The organism is Burkholderia sp. B10, from assembly GCF_004368385.1.
GTDB lineage: Bacteria > Pseudomonadota > Gammaproteobacteria > Burkholderiales > Burkholderiaceae > Burkholderia > Burkholderia vietnamiensis.
In genome coordinates, this window is record NZ_PQMX01000105.1 from 1 (window position 1) to 16,011 (window position 16,011).

The following is a 16,011-nucleotide window of genomic DNA, read 5'->3' on the forward strand; positions in this document are numbered from 1 at the left end:
CCCGCACCCCGCTCCGATAAGCCCCCGGCGGCACCCCATACCAGCGCTTGAACGCCTGCGAAAAGCTCGATAAATCGCTGAAGCCGAGCCGTTCGGCCACTTCGGTCAGCGGCAGATGCGCGTCGCCGAGCAGCGCCTCGGCCATCGCGCCGCGGGCCTCGGCCAGCAGCGTACGGAACGTCGTGCCCTCCTCATGCAGCCGGCGCTTCAGCGTGCGCGGGCTCGTGTTCATCAGCCGTGCGATGTCGTCGAGCGAAAACGGCACGTTGCCGGGCGTCGCGGTCAGATACTGCCGCACCATCTCCGCCGTGCCGATCCGGGCACGCCGCGCATCGAGCAGATGCGCGCACATCTGCTCGCACATCGAAACGGTCAGCGGATTCGCATGCGGCAATGGACGGTCCAGAAACGTGCGATCGAACCCGAGGCTGTTCGCCCGCGCGCCGAATACCGGTTCGATGCCGGCAATGCGCGGCGCGGCGCCACTCGGCGCGCTCGCCGCCTGCATCGTGAAGCGCGACAACCTGAAATCGCCGCCGCCGATTTCCTGCAGCAGCACGGCAGCGGCCGCCATGTCGCGCTCGACGAGGAAACGGCTCAGATCGGCCTCGAGCTCCGGCGCACCGAAATTCAGCACGCCCGTATGCGGCTCCTCGCGGTACGTGATCACCGTGTACGCATACGTGAGCGGCAGGAAGCGCATCGCGAGCGCCAGCGCGTCGCGCGCGGTCGCGCTCGCGATCAGCCCATAGCCCCACACGCCGTACGCGGAGAAGTGATAGCGCTGCCCGGCCTCGAACCCCAGGCCCGGCGCACGCCCGAGCGCGCGCACCAGGTTGCCGGTCAGCCGCAGTTCCTGCGCGGCCGTCACCTCGGCGTTGGGATCGTCGAGCTGCGCGTCGGCGAGGCCCGTGCCGGCCAGCAGCCTTGCATGCGGCACGCCCCGTTCGTCGCCGAAATCGACCAGCAGCCGTGCGCTGGCCGGACTCCGGGTGAAGTCCCAGAAGCTCATGCGGAGAAACCCTCGAAGCGCCGATTTGGCCCAAATACTAAAACAATTGTCCCGAACCAGCATTGGTGTTTTCCCATGCGGCCCGCACCATCGGCGTCATCAGTCGTCGCCCGAACGACGCCAACACCCCGGAGGAGACACCATGCGACCGAGTCGCCCACCCGAGCTCGCCGCCAGCTTCGAACGCCAGCGCTCCGCCTATGCGCGCGATCCCGCGCCGCCGCTCGCGATCCGCCTGTCGCGGCTCGACCGTCTGCGCGCGCTGCTCGATACGCATGAAGCCGCGCTCGTGCAGGCGATCGACGCCGATTTCGGCGGACGCTCCGCGCACGAGACGCGGCTCGCCGAACTGTTCGTGGTCCGTAGCGGCCTGCGCCATGCGCGCGCGCACCTGCGGCAGTGGATGCGCGAGCGCCGCGTGCCGACCGCCGCGCATTTCCGGCCGGGCTACAACCGGATCGCGCCGCAACCGCGCGGTGTCGTCGGCGTGATGGCGCCGTGGAACTATCCGCTGCAGCTCGCGCTCGGGCCGGCGGTCGCCGCGCTCGCCGCCGGCAACCGCGTGCTGGTCAAGCCGTCCGACCTGACGCCGCGGCTGTCGGCCCTGCTCGAATCGCTCGTCGCCGACGCGTTCGATGTGGACGAACTCGCCGTCGTCACCGGCGACGTCGACACCGCGAAGGTGTTCGCGCGCCTGCCGTTCGACCATCTGTTCTTCACCGGCTCGACCGCGGTCGGGCGCGACGTCGCGCAGGCCGCGGCCGCGAACCTGACGCCGGTCACGCTGGAACTGGGCGGCAAGTCGCCGGCGATCGTCGACCCGTCGTGCGATCTGGCGCACGCGGCCGCGCGCATCGCGTTCGGCAAGCTGCTCAACGCCGGCCAGACCTGCATCGCGCCCGACTATCTGCTGGTGCCGGCCGGCACCGCCGAGACCGTCGCTGCACGCGTGGCGGACGCGATCGCGCATCACTACCCGACGCTCGCCGCCAATCCCGACTACACGTCGATCATCGCCGCCACGCATCGCGACCGCCTCGCGGCGCTCGTCGACGACGCGCGCGCCGGCGGCGCACGCGTGCGCGAAGTGAACCCGGCAGGCGAACGCTTCGCTGCCGGCTCGCGCAAGTTCGCGCCGACCCTCGTGCTGGACGCGCGCGACACGATGCGCGTGATGCGCGAGGAGATCTTCGGCCCGGTGCTGCCGATCGTCGAATACGCGGATCTCGACGATGCGATCGACCGCGTGAACCGCGGCCCGCGCCCGCTCGCGCTGTACTGGTTCGGCCGCGACGCCGCGCGGCGCGATCGCGTGCTGCGCGAGACGGTGTCGGGCGGCGTCACGGTGAACGACTGCCTGTGGCATCTCGCGCAGGAGCACCAGCCGTTCGGCGGCGTCGGCGCGAGCGGCATCGGCGCCTATCACGGCAAATGGGGCTTCGATACGTTCAGCCACCACAAGCCCGTGTTCCATCAGGCGCGCCGCAGCGGCACCGCGCTGTTCCATCCGCCGTACGGCAAGACCTTCGATCTGCTGCTGCGCGTGCTGACGCGCTTCGCGTGACCATCGACCACTGGGAGACGATTCCATGAGCAGGACTTTCGACTACATCGTCGTCGGCGGCGGTTCGGGCGGCTGCGTCGCCGCGGGACGGCTGACCGAGGACCCTTCCGTGACCGTCTGCGTGCTGGAGGCCGGCGGCCGCGGCGACGACGCGCTCGTCAACGTGCCGACCGGCGCGGTCGCGATGCTGCCGACGCGCGTGAACAACTGGGCGTTCGACACCGTGCCGCAGTCTGGGCTCGGCGGACGCATCGGCTACCAGCCGCGCGGCAAGGCGCTCGGCGGCTCGTCCGCGATCAACGCGATGGTGTACGTGCGCGGCCATCGCGTCGACTACGACGGCTGGGCCGCGCTCGGCAACGAGGGCTGGGCCTACGACGACGTGCTGCCTTACTTCCGGCTCAGCGAACACAACGAATGCTTCGACGACGCGTTTCACGGCCGCGACGGCCCGCTGTGGGTCAGCGACCTGCGTACCGGCAACCCGTTCCATGCGCGCTATCTCGAAGCGGCGCGACAGGCCGGGCTGCCGCTCACCGACGACTTCAACGGCGCGCAGCAGGAAGGCATCGGCCTCTACCAGGTCACGCAGAAGCACGGCGAGCGATGGAGTGCGGCGCGCGCGTATCTGCTGCCGCACGTCGGCCGCCGCGACAACCTGAGCGTCGAGACGCACGCGCAGGTGCTGCGCATCCTGTTCGACGGGACGCGCGCAACGGGCGTCGAGGTGCGGCAGCACGGCGAGGTGCGCACCTTGCGGGCCCGGCGCGAGGTCGTGCTCGCGGCCGGCGCGCTGCAGACGCCGCAACTGCTGATGCTGTCGGGCGTCGGCCCGGCCGATGAACTGCAGCGGCTCGGCATTCCGGTGCGCGTCGATCTGCCGGGCGTCGGCCGCAACCTGCAGGACCATCCGGACTTCGTCCTCGGCTACCGCACCCGCGGTGTCGACACGATGGGCGTGTCCGCGCGCGGCGCGCTGCGCCTGCTGCGCGAATTCGCGCGCTTTCGGCGCGAGCGGCGCGGCATGCTGACGTCCAATTTCGCCGAAGGCGGCGGCTTCCTGACGACCCGCGCCGGCCTCGCCGCGCCCGACATCCAGCTGCACTTCGTGGTCGCGCTGGTCGACGATCATGCGCGCCGGCACCATGCCGGCCACGGGCTGTCGTGCCACGTGTGCCTGCTGCGCCCGCGCAGCCGCGGCACGGTCACGCTGCACAGCGCCGATCCGCTCGCGGCGCCGCGCATCGATCCGGCGTTCTTCGCCGATCCGCGCGACCTCGACGACATGGTCGCCGGCTTCCGGCTCACGCGCCGTTTGATGGAAGCGCCGGCGCTGGCCGACTGGACCACGCGCGACGTGTTCACCGCCAACGTGAGCACCGACGACGAGATCCGCGACGTATTGCGGCGCCGCACCGATACCGTCTATCACCCGGTCGGCACCTGCCGGATGGGACGCGACGCGCTCGCCGTCGTCGATCCGCAACTGCGCGTGCATGGCGTCGACGGGCTGCGAATCGTCGATGCGTCGGTGATGCCGACGCTGATCGGTGGCAATACCAATGCGCCGACGATCATGATCGCCGAGAAGGCGGTCGACCTGATCCGCGGCGTGCGCCGCGTGCCCGCGCGGCCGTCCATCGACACCGCATCCGAAACCGCCGCCCCATCGTGCCCGTCCTGCACCTCGGACGCGGCCCACCACCCGGAGGAAAACCGTCATGTCGTCGCCTGAAACGTCACGTCCCGCCGAAGCGAGCGCACCGCTCGCGGCCATCGTCATCGGCGCCGGCTTCGCCGGCATCGGCATGGCTGTCGCGCTGCAACGCGCCGGCATACACGACTTCGTGATCGTCGAGCGTTCGCACGACGTCGGTGGCGTGTGGCGCGACAACCGCTACCCCGGCGCCGCATGCGACGTGCCTTCGCATCTGTACTCGTTCTCGTTCGAGCCGAACGCGAACTGGTCGCGCGTGTTCGCACCGCAACCGGAGATTCATGCGTACCTGCAGCATTGCGCGCGCAAGTACGGGCTGGCACGCCATCTGCGCTTCGGCGCCGAGGTCGAGCACGCACGCTATGACGAAGCCGGTGCGTTGTGGCGCGTCGCGCTCGCCGACGGCACGACGCTCAGCGCCGCCGTGCTGATCAGCGGCACCGGCCAGTTGAGCCGGCCGGCGCTGCCCAAACTGCCCGGCATCGATACGTTCCGCGGCCGCGCGTTCCACTCCGCGCAATGGGATCGCGACTATCCGCTCGCGGGCAAGCGCGTGGCGGTAGTGGGCACCGGCGCATCGGCGATCCAGTTCGTGCCGGCGATCGCCGGCGACGTCGCGCGGCTGCTCGTGTTCCAGCGTTCGCCGGCCTACGTGCTGCCGCGCCCGGATCGACCGTATCGCCGCTGGGAACGCACGCTGTTTCGCCGCTTGCCGGGGGCGATGAAGCTGCATCGCGCGTCGATCTACCTGCGTTACGAATCGCGCGCGATCGCCTTCACGCGGCTGCACGGGCTGATGGACTTCGCGGTCGGCCGGCCGTTCCGGAAGCTGCTCGCACGCGACGTGCGCGACCCTGCGCTGCGCAGCAAGCTCACGCCCGACTATCCGATCGGCTGCAAGCGGATCCTGCTGTCGAGCGACTACCTCGCCGCGCTCGGACGCGACAACGTCGAGCTCGTCACGCGGGGCATCCGCCGCGTGACCGAAACGGGCATCGAGACCGACGACGGCGTTCACCATCAAGTCGATGCGATCGTCTACGGCACCGGTTTTGCCGCGACCGAATTCCTGTCGCCGATGCGCATCACCGGTCGCGACGGGCTCGACCTGAACGACGCGTGGCGGCGCGGCGCGCAGGCGTATCTGGGCGTCACCGTGCCGGGCTTTCCGAACTTCTTCATGCTGTACGGCCCGAACACGAACCTCGGCCACAACTCGATCGTCTACATGCTCGAAAGCCAGATCGCGCACGTGATGCGCTGCCTCCGCGCGATGCAGCGCGACGGCGCGAGCGCGATCGACGTCGACCCGCGCCGCTACCGCCGCTACAACGCGCACGTGCAACAACGGCTCGAAGGCTCGGTGTGGAGCGGCTGCAAGAGCTGGTACGTCGACGCGTCGGGCCACAACAGCACGAACTGGCCCGGCTTCACGCTCAGCTACCGCTGGATCACGCGCTTCACCGGCCTGTCCGCGTATCGCTTCTCGCGACCGCTGGCCGGCGACACCGCGCCGACACAGGCGGTCGTCGTCGCGCCGCCTGCCGGGCGCGTGGAAGCGCTGGCCGCAGCGTCGTTGCGCGGTTTCCTGCGCGCTGCGTTCCGGCCGCTGATCGGGCCGCCGTTCGGCGCGCGCGTGCAGCGCCGCGTCGTCGCGATGCTGTCGCCGCTGATGCCCGGCGCGGGCGGCACGCTGCGCTACCGGACGGCTGTCGCCGGCGTGCCGGTCGAAGTGATCGCGCCGAAACGTGGCGACGCCGGCGGCGTGATCCTCTACTTGCATGGCGGCGCCTTCTGCGTCGGCAGCCCGCGTACGCATCGCAGCGTGACGACGCGCCTCGCGGCCGAAGCCGGGCTGCCAGTGTGGGCGCCCGACTACCGGCTCGCGCCCGAGCATCCGAGCCCGGCGGCCGTCGACGACGCGCTGGCCGCGTACGAGGCGTTGCGCGCGCAGGGCTACGCGCCGCACCGCATCGTGATCGCCGGCGATTCGGCCGGCGGCGCGCTCGCACTGGCGCTCGCCATGGCGCTGCGCGAGCGCGGCGAGCCGGCCGCGGCCGCGCTGCTGCTGATCTCGCCCGTGACCGACGCGGCGCTCGGCTGCGCCACGCTCTCCTCGCGCCGCCACGACGATCCGATGATCCGCCGCGGCTGGCTCGAACAGGGGCTGCGCTGGTATCACGGCGCGGGCGCCGGCGCGTCGCGCGGCCCGCTCGACGCCGACCTGCGCGGGCTGCCGCCGATGCTGGTGCAGGTCGGCGATCAGGAGGTGCTGCTGTCGGACGCCCAGCGGCTCGCCGCGCATGCGCGCGCATGCGGCGTGCCGTGCCGGCTCGAGATTCATGCCGCGCGCTGGCATGTGTTTCATCTGCAGGCGTTCTATCTGCAATCGGCGCGCGACGCGTTGCGGACGCTGGCCGGATTCGCCGCGCAGCGCGTTGCCGCGCCGGTGTAGTGTTGCTTGCTGCGGCGATGCTTGACGAGCCTGGCGGTCGTACGCGGCTGCCAGAGCACGCCCCCCGCGCCCGCATGCGCGTCAAAACCGATGCCGGATCCCGACCGCCATCACAAGTTGATTCGCGCCGGATGCGCGCGAGAAATTCGAGATCTGCGCGCCGGCAATGCCCGTTCCGGCCAGTCCGTTCGCATGCTGGAACAGCGCTTCCGTATAAACGTCGGTGCGCGGCGACAGCGCATCGATCGCGATGACGCCGGCTTGCTGCCATCGCGGCCGCGCCGCTCCCGCCGCACCGTCGAACGACGCGACGGTGAACACGTAGTCCGCCGCGACGGTCCATTTGCGCGTCAGCGCGTAGCGCGCGTTGATCTCCGCGTTGTGGAACGTGATGTTCGCGCCGTGCAGCACGATCGGCGCATCGGCGACGTTGTTGATCGACGTGACCGCATCGAGCCGCGTGCGCGTCGCGATCGCGGACACCCGCAGCCGGTCCCACGTGTAAGCGGCCGCCGCGCTGACGGTGCGCTGCCGCGCCGCGTTGAACGGCGCGCCGGCCGGCTCCGCGCCATCGGCATTGGCGGGCGGCAGATTGCCTTCGCGGTCGAATGCGAGGTAGCTCGCGCCGGCCGAAAACGGCCCGTGCTCGTAGGTGGCCGCGAACGCGTAGCCGCGGTTGTTGCCGAAGCCGCCGGCCTCGTTCGAAAATCCGTACGTCGCGCCGAACCGGAAGCCGCCGAGCAGCGGGCTCGTGTACTTCACCGAGTTGTTGGTGCGCGTGTAGTTCGCGAGATTGTCGTTGTCGAACGGATGCGCGAACGCGACGCCGCCGAACGGCGTGCCGGCCAATGCAAACGGCTGAACGAGTTGCAGCGTCGAATCGAACTGGCGGCCGACCGTCACCGTGCCGTACCGGCCGGACGCGAGCCCCACGTAAGACTGGAAGCCGAACAGCCGCCCTTGCTGCCCGAGCGCACCGTTGGTGACCGCAAAACCCGTCGCGAGCAGAAACAACGCGTTCAGATCGGCGCCGAGCGGCTCGTTGCCGGAGAGCGTCAAACGGCTCACGTTGGCGTCGCCGGATTTCGCCTGCAACGCGTGCGCGTCGCCGCGGTGGCTGCCGATGTCGTCGACGAACGCGATCCCGCCGTCGATCAGGCCGGAAATCGCGACCGAGCCCTGCGCACGTGCGACGGCCGGAATGAACAGCGCGACGATGCAGCCGCGCACGGCGGCCCGAATCCGTGGGTTCATACGCGCTGCCGCGATGCGCTCGACGGCTTGCCGGACGCCGCTTCCGCGCGGCGCAACGGCGCGCGCTGCACGGCCGAGATGCGCGAACGCAGCGCATGGACGATCCACGCGCGCTCGGCCACTTCCCGCTGAATTTCGCGCGCGTGGCCTGACGCGCGATCGCCGTCGCGCGGGCTTTCCGGCCGCGTCGCGTGCGCGGGCGCCGGCCCGGCGTCGGCGATCAGGCGCGCGGCGTCGCGCGCGGCGGCGGCAATCGTCGCCCGGTCCAGGGCGTCGAGCGTATCGTCGAGATACTCGACCGGCGCGAGCGCGCCGACCAGCGCCTTCATCTGCTGCATCGCGACGGTTGCGCTCGCGGTGCGCGGGTCGGACGCAATCGACTCGAAACGCGTCGCCGCGATGGTCGCATCGAGCCGGTCGATCGCAACGCACGCCTGGCGGCGCAGCACGGTCAGCGATTCGCGGCGCGCGCGCGCGCGCGCGGGCGCGTCGTCGCCGACCGCGCGCAGGTAGGTCGCGGTGGCCGCCATCGCGAGATCGGCCACCTCGCCGATCCGGTGATGCTCGCGGTCGGGCCATGCGAGCAGGCTGATGACCACGCCGACCAGCACCCCGGCAAAACTGTTGCCGACCCGCAGCGCGGCCAGCATCCATGACGGCCCGATCGGCGTCCCGAGATGCGCGACCAGAATGAAATGCGACGTCAGGAACAGGATGTACGACACGTAGCTCACGCTGCGCGTCGCGAGCGTGCCGGTGGCGAGCGGCAGCACCGCCAGCGCCAGCAGCAGCGGATCGTGAACCAGCAGCGACACGGCCGACGCGAGCACCGCGCCGAGCAGCGTGCCGCCGATGCGCAGCCCGGACAGCTTCACCGTCTGCGACAGCGTCGGCTGCATGATGAACATCGTCGTCAGCGCGAGCCAGTATCCCTGCTGCACGCCCGAGATGCGCGCGAGCGCGACGGCGATCATCGCGGCCACGGCAAGACGCGATGCATATCGATGAAACGGATTCGGCGCGACGATCTCGCGGCGCAGCGCGGCGAGCCGGCCCGCGCCGCGCGCGGGCTTGCCCGGTGCCGGCGCGGTGAGCGCCGCAGGAACGGCCGCGGTAGAAGGCGACTCCACCGCCGGATGAAGCAGCACTGCCGCGTATCGCGCGATCAGCGTTTCGCACGCGCGTAACCACGTCAGCCCCGCGTCGTCGCGATGCGCAACACGAAACTCGGCGACGCGCCCCGCGAGCGTCGCCCGGAGTTCGGCGAGGTCGTTCGCGAGCGACTGCGCCGCGTCGCCGGCCGCGCCGTCGCGGCCGACGGCGCGCGGACACGCTTCCACGAGCCGCGCCAATTGCGCGAGCACGGGTGCGAGCAGCGCGGCGGCTTCGCGCCGCTCGCCGACGCCGGCCGCGGCGATGTGCGACTCGAGGCCGGCGAGCAGCGCCATCGCGCGCTCCGCATCGGCGCGCCACTTCCGCGCAAGCGGTGAATCACCGCCGCGCGGGTGCATCGACACGGCGATCATCGCGTCGAGCCGCGCGCGCAATGCGGCGCGGCCGCGCTCGAGCGAGGCGGAATCGCCGTTCGCGGCTCGTGCGAGCCGTTCGACGAAGTTCGCCATCGCATGCAGGAACGCCATCGTCGCCATCCGCGCGCGTGCGCTGCCGTCGGTTTGCCACAGGACGATGCCGGCCAGCGTCGCCCAGACGCTGCCGCCGAAGTAGAACAGCGCGTACTGCACGGCCGACGCGCCGCCATGGACCGGAAAGCATGCAGAGACGGCGCATGCGGTCGCGGTCAGAATGCCGCGCGTGCCGGCCGCGCCGCCCCACTTGCGCGCCGACGCGCCCAGATACGCGACGGCCCCGACGATGACGATCGACAGCGGCGGCAGCGCATGCGTCGCGATCGCGCTCGCGGACGCCAGGCCGCCCAGCATCCCGAACGACAGGCCGGTGGCGAGGCGGCCGGCGGCCGGGCGCTCGGACTCGTCGGCGAGGCAGGTCCAGAACGCGGCGATCGCGGACCAGCACAGCATCGGCATATGCAGCCGCGCCGCGGCGACAGCCGGCACGACACAGATCAGCCCGCCGCGCAACGCTTCGGCGAGCGGCAGGTAGTGTCCGCCGAGATTGACGAAGCGCCGCAATCGATCGCGAGCGGTTGAGACTAGACCCATCGTCGATCCTGCGCGCTCAACGTGCGTCGCCTGCGAGCGGGACCGGAATCACGGTCAGCGACCGGATGCCCTGCGCACCGCGGATCAGCACGCCTTCGATGTCGGCCGTCGCGGACGGCCCGCTCATCAGGCACGCGTAGCGCGCCGCGAAGAACTCGGGGCGGTGATACGCGTGATGCAGGTTGCCGACGATCTGCGCCGGGTCGAGCAGCGCGACCAGATGTTGCGACAGGTAGCCGAGCGCGTTCACGCGATACTCGCGCTCGCTCAGATAGAGCGAGCCGGTTTCCGCGACCGCGAACGCCGGCCGCACGATCCCGACGTCGACGTCGTTCAGCTCGTGCGGCCGCTCGACGGCTTCGATGCGCCGCGTGCCGGCCACCTCGGGCACCGCCGAACAGACCACCCGCGCGTCCGGAAAGCGCGCCCGGATCAGCGCGTCGAGGTCGCCGTCCGCCGGCGGCTCGCACCAGATGCCGCCGACCCGCGCGAGCGCCTGCTTGAACGCGTCGAGCGCGGGCGGCAGATCCTGATCGAACAACGGCACCGCCGGCAGCGGCGCCGGCGTCCGGCCGGCCGTGCGCAGGCGGGAAAGGATCAGGTCGCGGCTGCTCATTTCTTGTTCCTCTTCAGATACCAGTCACGGAAAGTTTCGGCCGGCGGCTCCGGCAGTTCGCGCTGCTTGCCCCACTCGTTGAGCGGGTTGTACAGCACCGCGCGCGGCAGCGTCGAGATCGCGCCGGCGGCGCCCTTGATCGCCGCGCGATAGAGCTTCGGCCGGGACAGCACCTTGCCGGCGACCGTCATCGCTTCGCGCTTGACGAACGGCAGCGCGTGCCGCTCGGCGATGATCTGCCGCCACTTGTAGATCTGCTCGTGGATGTTGATCTTGACCGGGCACACGTTGGTGCAGCTGCCGTTCATCGTCGACGCGAACGGCAGCGAGCTGTATTTCTTGAAGTCGTAGGTCGGGTTGATGATCGCGCCGATCGGACCGGAGTAGACGCCGCCGTAGCTCAGCCCGCTGCTGCGCCGGTAGACCGGGCACGTGTTCATGCACGCGCCGCAGCGGATGCACTTCAGCGAATACCAGAAGTCGTCCATCGCGAGCCGTTCGGAGCGGCCGTTGTCGACCAGCACGAAGTGCATTTCGCCGCCGTCGCGCGGCCCGCGGAAATGCGACGTGTACTGCGTGATCGGCGAGCCGAGCGCATTGCGCGACAGCATGCGGATGAAGAGGCCGAGGTGCTCGAGCTTCGGAATCAGCTTCTCGATGCCGATCGACGCGATGTGCAGCGGCGGCAGGTTGGCGCTTAGGTCGGCATTGCCTTCGTTCGTGCAGACGGTGATGCCGCCCGTCTCCGCCACCGCGAAGTTGCAGCCGGTCATGCCCGCTTCCGCGGCGAGGAAGTGCGGGCGCGTGGCCTGCCGCTGCGCCTCGGCCAGCCGCGGAATGCTGCTTTCGGCCGGATCGGTGCCGAACGAGGCCGCGAAGGTCTGCGCCACGTCCGTCGCGAGTTTGTGTACGGCCGGCACGACGATATGCGACGGCATCTCGTCGTCGAGCTGCTGAATCCGCTCGCCGAGATCGGTTTCGACCACCGCGATGCCGCGCGCCTCGAGGTACGGGCGCATCTCGCACTCCTCGGTCAGCATCGACTTGCTCTTGACCAGCGTGCGCACGTTGCGGCCCTGCAGGATGTCGTAGACGATCCGGTTGTGCTCTTCCGCGTCCTTCGCCCAATGCACGACCACGCCGTTCGCGGTCGCATTGCGCTCGAACTGCTCGAGATAGTCGGGCAGATGCGTGAGCGTGTGTTCTTTGACCGCGGACGCGAGCGCGCGCATCGTTTCCCATTCGGGGATCGCATGCACGGCCTCGTCGCGCGCGGTGCGCAGCCCCCAGAGGCGCTTGTCGTGGAACTCGACGTGTTTCTCGTCGGCGATGAACTTCTTCGAGTAACCGACGTGGTCGACGCGTTTCATGCTCGTGCTCCGTTCAGGATGCTCGCGATGTGGATGAACTTCAGGCCGAGTCCGAGGCGCTCCGAGCAGCCCTTCTGGTGCATCAGGCACGACGAATCGGCCGACACGACGTACTCGGCGCCGTTGCGCGCATGATCGCGCACCTTGTCGGCGCCCATCCGCGCGGATACCGGCTCCTCCGAGACGCAGAACGTGCCGCCGAAGCCGCAGCATTCGTCGGGACGGTCGGGCTCGATGAACTCGATGCCCTTCACGCCCTTGAGCAGCGTCAGCGGCTTCGAGAAGAACGGGCCGCCGATTTCGGACATGCTGGCGGTCTTCAGGCCGCGCAGCGTGCCGCAGCTGTTGTGCAGGCCGACCTTGTGCGGAAATTCCGCCCACGGAAAGTCGTGCACCTGCAGCACGTCGTGAATGAACTCGACCAGCTCGTAGGTGTTGCCGCGGACCGCGAGCGCGTCGGGCGTCTGATCGGCCGCGCTCAGATGGTCGCGCACGTGATGCACGCAGCTGCCGCTCGGCGCGACGATGTAGTCGTAGCCGGCGAAGTTGCGCACGAACAGGTTCTCGGTGGCCGCGGCCTGCTTTTCACAGCCGCTGTTTCCCATCGGCTGCCCGCAGCAGGTCTGGTCGAGCGGATAGTCGACCTCGCAGCCGAGGCGCTCGAGCAGTTCGAGCGTCGCGACGCCCACGTCGGGAAAGAACGCGTCGATGAAGCACGGGATGAACAAGGCTACTTTCAATGCAGCGGCTCCTGAAAACGGTTTGCTGGTTCGGGGTACGGCGCGGCCGCGGCGGATCAGTCGTGCGCTTCGCGGTACTTCGCGAACTTCGACATCTGGCCGATCCCCGGGTTGAAGCAGTTGCACGGGTCGAGCCCTTCGTAGAACGCCTTGAGCGCCGGCTTCGCGTGGTACAGGTGCCCGACGTTGTGCTCGGCCGGATATTCGGCGCGGCGCGCGTCGAGCAGCTTCCACATCGCGTGTTCGAGCGCGAGGCAGTCGTTGCCCTTCTTGACGATGTAGTCCTGGTGGAACACGTGGCACAGGAAGTGGCCGTAATACAGCTTGATCGCGATCGGCGCGTCGATGTCGGGCGGCAGCGTCTCGAACCAGTCGCGATCGTTGCGGCGAAGCGCGATGTCGAGCGCGACGATGTCCTCCACGTCGCGGGTATGCACGTTGCGGTAGCGGATCGCCGCGCCGGCCGCCGCGAACCGGTGCAGGAACGCCTTCTCGCCTTCCGCCTGCGTGCATTCGAAGAACGCGCCCGTGCGCTTCGCGAAGAACGACGTCAGGAAGGTGCGCGCTTCCTCCGCGGTATCGGCCGATACCTTCAGCATCAGATGATGTTCGTAGCGCTTGCCGTAGTCGCGAATGCGCGGCGGCAGGTGATTCGGAAACAGGTTGCTGACGGCCTGCATCACGCGATCGCTCAGATGCCGCGGCAGGAAGCCGAGCCGGTCGAACCACGCGTCGCATTTGCTCTTGAAGCCGAACAGCATCGGCATGCGCTTCGTGCCGAAGTGGCGGATCATCAGGAACGTGTCCTTGCCGTACTTCTGCGCGATGTCGAACGCGTCGCGGTGCAGGTATTCGCCCGCGATCGGCAGGCGCTTGAACTGCGTGAGCGCGTGGCGGCGGATGTCGGTCAGCTCGTCGATATCGTTGGTGCCGATGTAGAACACCTTCGCACCGGCTTCGATCGGAAACGTGTCGAGGCGCACCGCGAACACCATCACCTTGCCGGCCGAGCCCGATGCTTCGTGCAGCCGCAGCGGATCGGCGTTGTAGCGCGCGGGCGTGTCGGCATCGACGTCGCGCACGTGCTCGGCGTAGTGGTGATCGGAACCGGACGCATCGCCGTCGACGATGTCGCGCTCCGAGAAATCGCCGTTGTCGAGGCGCGCGAGGATTTCCTCCGGCACCGCGCCCAGGCGCACGTCGAGATGGTTCACGAGCCTCAGGCGCCCGTCCGCACCGACCTGGGCGAACACCGACATCTCCGTGTAAGCCGGGCCGCGCTGCACCAGCGCGCCGCCGGAGTTGTTGCAGACGCCGCCGATCACCGACGCGCCGATGCACGACGAGCCGATCACCGAGTGCGGCTCGCGCCCGAGCGGTTTCAGCGTCTGCTCGAGCTGATCGAGCGTCGCGCCCGGCAGGCAGATCACCTGCTTCCCGCTTTTGATGACGTGCACCTTGCGGATCCGTGCGGTGCTGACGATCACGATGTCGCGGTCATAGTCGTCGCCGTCGGGCGTCGAGCCGCCGGTGAGGCCCGTGTTCGACGCCTGGCAGATCACGATCACGTTCGCGGCCACGCAGGCCTGCAGCACCTTCCACTGCTGGAGCAGCGTGCCGGGCCGCACCACCGCGAGCGTCCGGCCTTCGCCGAACCGGAAGCCGGTCCGGTAGCGCCGCGTGTCCCGCTCGTTCGTCAGTACGTCCTGCTGGCCGACGATTTCCGTCAGCGAACGGATGAACGCCTCATGCCGCCCGGTGGGCGGCGCAAGCGGCGAAGACGATTCGCCTGATACGGTTGACACGTGAATTCTCCTGTTGGCCGAGCGCGGAAGAGGGATTGAACGGCGCCGCAGCGGCGTCCGATCGGAATGCCGTAAGGCTAGGCGTGCGGGGCGGTGAAGTCCAATATCGCGTGGACGCGATTTCAAGACGAAATGCATATCGCTCGCGCGGCGAGCGAGCGTGCAGACCGCGCAGCGGCGGCGATTGGGGCGTGGTGCGGGGTGGAATGCGGGTGGAATGCGGGTGGAATGCGGGTGGTTTGCGAGCGGTTTGCCTGCGGATTGCGGCTTCCGCGCGGCGTGCCGCGTCGAATCCGACGGGCCGACGCCGCTAGCGGCGCCCGTGGGCGCCGGCGCTCATGGCTTTCACGGCGTCGCGGCGCTGTCGGCCGTTTCGCGCGCGAGCGTGCGGACGGCGCGCACGAGATTCTGAATCACCGGCGATTTTTCGCGCGGGCGGTGAACGAGCACGATCGGCGAGCGCAGCGGCTCGCCCTGCAAGCCGTGGTAGGTGACGCGATCCGTCGGCGCCTGGCGCACCGACTCGGGGATCAGCGTCACGCCGAAGCCGGCCGCGACGAGGTTCACCGACGCGGGGATCTGCGGCGACTCCATTTCGACGGTCGGCGTGAAGCCAGCTGCCCAGCACGCGCCGACGATCGCGTCGTACAACGCGGGGCCGATCGCGCGCGGGAACAACACCAGCGGGTCGTCGGACAGCGCGTGCAGCGCGAGCACCGGCTCCGCGCCATGGCGGTGGCCGGACGGCAGCACGGCCAGAAAGCGCTCTTCGACCAGCGGCTGCACGGCCAGGCCGCGGCAATCGAGCGGCAGGCGCACCAACGCGGCATCGACGCGCGCCTCGAGCACCTTGTCGATCAGCGCCGGGCTGTTGCTCTCTTCGCAGTGGATCAGGACGTCCGGATAGTCGCGCCGGAAGCGTTGCATCAGCGACGCGACGAATGGATGGAACACGATCGAGCCGGCGAAGCCCAGCACGAGCCGGCCGCTCAGGCCGCGCCCGGCGTTCTGCGCTTCGGCGAGCGCGAGCTCGGCTTCTTCGACGATGTGCTTCGCGCGCTCGCGGAACAGGCGGCCGGCGTCGGTCAGTTCGACGCGCCGCGGATGGCGGATGAACAGGCGTGTGCCGATCTCGCGCTCGAGCTTCAGGATCTGCTGACTCAGCGGCGGCTGCGCGATGCCGAGAAACTCGGCGGCCTCGGTGAAATGCAGATACTCGGCCACCGCGAGGAAGTAGCGTAGCTGACGGAATTCCATGCGGGTGTCGGGTCGGAAAAGCGTGGGGCTCGGGGCCGGGG

At 69.6% G+C, this 16,011-nt stretch carries 11 protein-coding genes; 3 read left to right on the forward strand and 8 right to left on the reverse strand.

The features are described from left to right. Positions 1-1,012 (reverse strand): AraC family transcriptional regulator (locus C3Y15_RS29215; protein WP_134206912.1); only part of this gene is annotated, 1,012 nt, incomplete at its 3' end. Between the two features lie 142 nt (positions 1,013-1,154). On the opposite strand from C3Y15_RS29215, the gene C3Y15_RS29220 reads away from it, so the two are divergent. The 3 genes from C3Y15_RS29220 to C3Y15_RS29230 are packed head-to-tail and all read left to right on the forward strand — an operon-like array spanning position 1,155 to position 6,748. Continuing rightward, positions 1,155-2,576, forward strand: a complete 1,422-nt coding sequence (locus C3Y15_RS29220; protein ID WP_059461630.1) for a coniferyl aldehyde dehydrogenase — start codon at positions 1,155-1,157, stop codon at positions 2,574-2,576. Positions 2,577-2,601: 25 nt separating this feature from the next. Then, positions 2,602-4,311, forward strand: coding sequence for a GMC family oxidoreductase N-terminal domain-containing protein (locus tag C3Y15_RS29225; RefSeq protein WP_059735801.1), 1,710 nt, complete (start codon positions 2,602-2,604; stop codon positions 4,309-4,311). Then, on the forward strand, positions 4,298-6,748 hold the full coding sequence (locus C3Y15_RS29230; protein ID WP_059890409.1) for an alpha/beta hydrolase fold domain-containing protein: 2,451 nt from the start codon (positions 4,298-4,300) through the stop codon (positions 6,746-6,748). The genes C3Y15_RS29225 and C3Y15_RS29230 overlap by 14 nt, the downstream gene beginning before the upstream one ends. Before the next feature lie 81 nt (positions 6,749-6,829). On the opposite strand, the gene C3Y15_RS29235 is transcribed toward C3Y15_RS29230, so the two are convergent. The 7 genes from C3Y15_RS29235 to C3Y15_RS29265 all read right to left on the reverse strand — a co-directional run bounded on the left by C3Y15_RS29235 (position 6,830) and on the right by C3Y15_RS29265 (position 15,970). Next, positions 6,830-8,002: a porin gene (locus tag C3Y15_RS29235; protein WP_124260308.1), complete on the reverse strand. Its 1,173-nt coding sequence runs from the start codon at positions 8,000-8,002 to the stop codon at positions 6,830-6,832. After that, a complete protein-coding gene (locus C3Y15_RS29240; protein ID WP_124260307.1) occupies positions 7,999-10,182 on the reverse strand; it encodes an FUSC family protein in 2,184 nt (727 codons plus the stop codon). Before C3Y15_RS29240 ends, C3Y15_RS29235 begins: the two co-directional genes overlap by 4 nt. A gap of 16 nt (positions 10,183-10,198) precedes the next feature. Continuing rightward, positions 10,199-10,798 (reverse strand): LUD domain-containing protein, encoded by a 600-nt coding sequence (locus C3Y15_RS29245; protein WP_045579775.1) that lies wholly within the window; start codon positions 10,796-10,798, stop codon positions 10,199-10,201. Next, positions 10,795-12,168, reverse strand: a complete 1,374-nt coding sequence (locus C3Y15_RS29250; protein ID WP_006481909.1) for a lactate utilization protein B — start codon at positions 12,166-12,168, stop codon at positions 10,795-10,797. The genes C3Y15_RS29245 and C3Y15_RS29250 overlap by 4 nt, the downstream gene beginning before the upstream one ends. Then, entirely contained in the window at positions 12,165-12,908 is a 744-nt protein-coding gene (locus C3Y15_RS29255; protein ID WP_011880331.1) for a (Fe-S)-binding protein, read from the reverse strand. Before C3Y15_RS29255 ends, C3Y15_RS29250 begins: the two co-directional genes overlap by 4 nt. A gap of 56 nt (positions 12,909-12,964) precedes the next feature. Next, positions 12,965-14,713 (reverse strand): D-lactate dehydrogenase, encoded by a 1,749-nt coding sequence (dld, locus tag C3Y15_RS29260; protein WP_011880332.1) that lies wholly within the window; start codon positions 14,711-14,713, stop codon positions 12,965-12,967. A 345-nt stretch (positions 14,714-15,058) separates the two neighbouring features. Beyond that, positions 15,059-15,970: a LysR family transcriptional regulator gene (locus tag C3Y15_RS29265; RefSeq protein WP_011880333.1), complete on the reverse strand. Its 912-nt coding sequence runs from the start codon at positions 15,968-15,970 to the stop codon at positions 15,059-15,061. Positions 15,971-16,011: the final 41 nt, after the last annotated feature.

Bases quoted from the DNA above. Each gene is read 5' to 3' on its own strand.
- C3Y15_RS29220 (WP_059461630.1), top strand. From the start codon at position 1,155: ATGCGACCGAGTCGCCCACCCGAGCTCGCCGCCAGCTTCGAACGCCAG.
- C3Y15_RS29225 (WP_059735801.1), top strand. From the start codon at position 2,602: ATGAGCAGGACTTTCGACTACATCGTCGTCGGCGGCGGTTCGGGCGGC.
- C3Y15_RS29230 (WP_059890409.1), top strand. From the start codon at position 4,298: ATGTCGTCGCCTGAAACGTCACGTCCCGCCGAAGCGAGCGCACCGCTC.
- C3Y15_RS29235 (WP_124260308.1), bottom strand. From the start codon at position 8,002: ATGAACCCACGGATTCGGGCCGCCGTGCGCGGCTGCATCGTCGCGCTG.
- C3Y15_RS29240 (WP_124260307.1), bottom strand. From the start codon at position 10,182: ATGGGTCTAGTCTCAACCGCTCGCGATCGATTGCGGCGCTTCGTCAAT.
- C3Y15_RS29245 (WP_045579775.1), bottom strand. From the start codon at position 10,798: ATGAGCAGCCGCGACCTGATCCTTTCCCGCCTGCGCACGGCCGGCCGG.
- C3Y15_RS29250 (WP_006481909.1), bottom strand. From the start codon at position 12,168: ATGAAACGCGTCGACCACGTCGGTTACTCGAAGAAGTTCATCGCCGAC.
- C3Y15_RS29265 (WP_011880333.1), bottom strand. From the start codon at position 15,970: ATGGAATTCCGTCAGCTACGCTACTTCCTCGCGGTGGCCGAGTATCTG.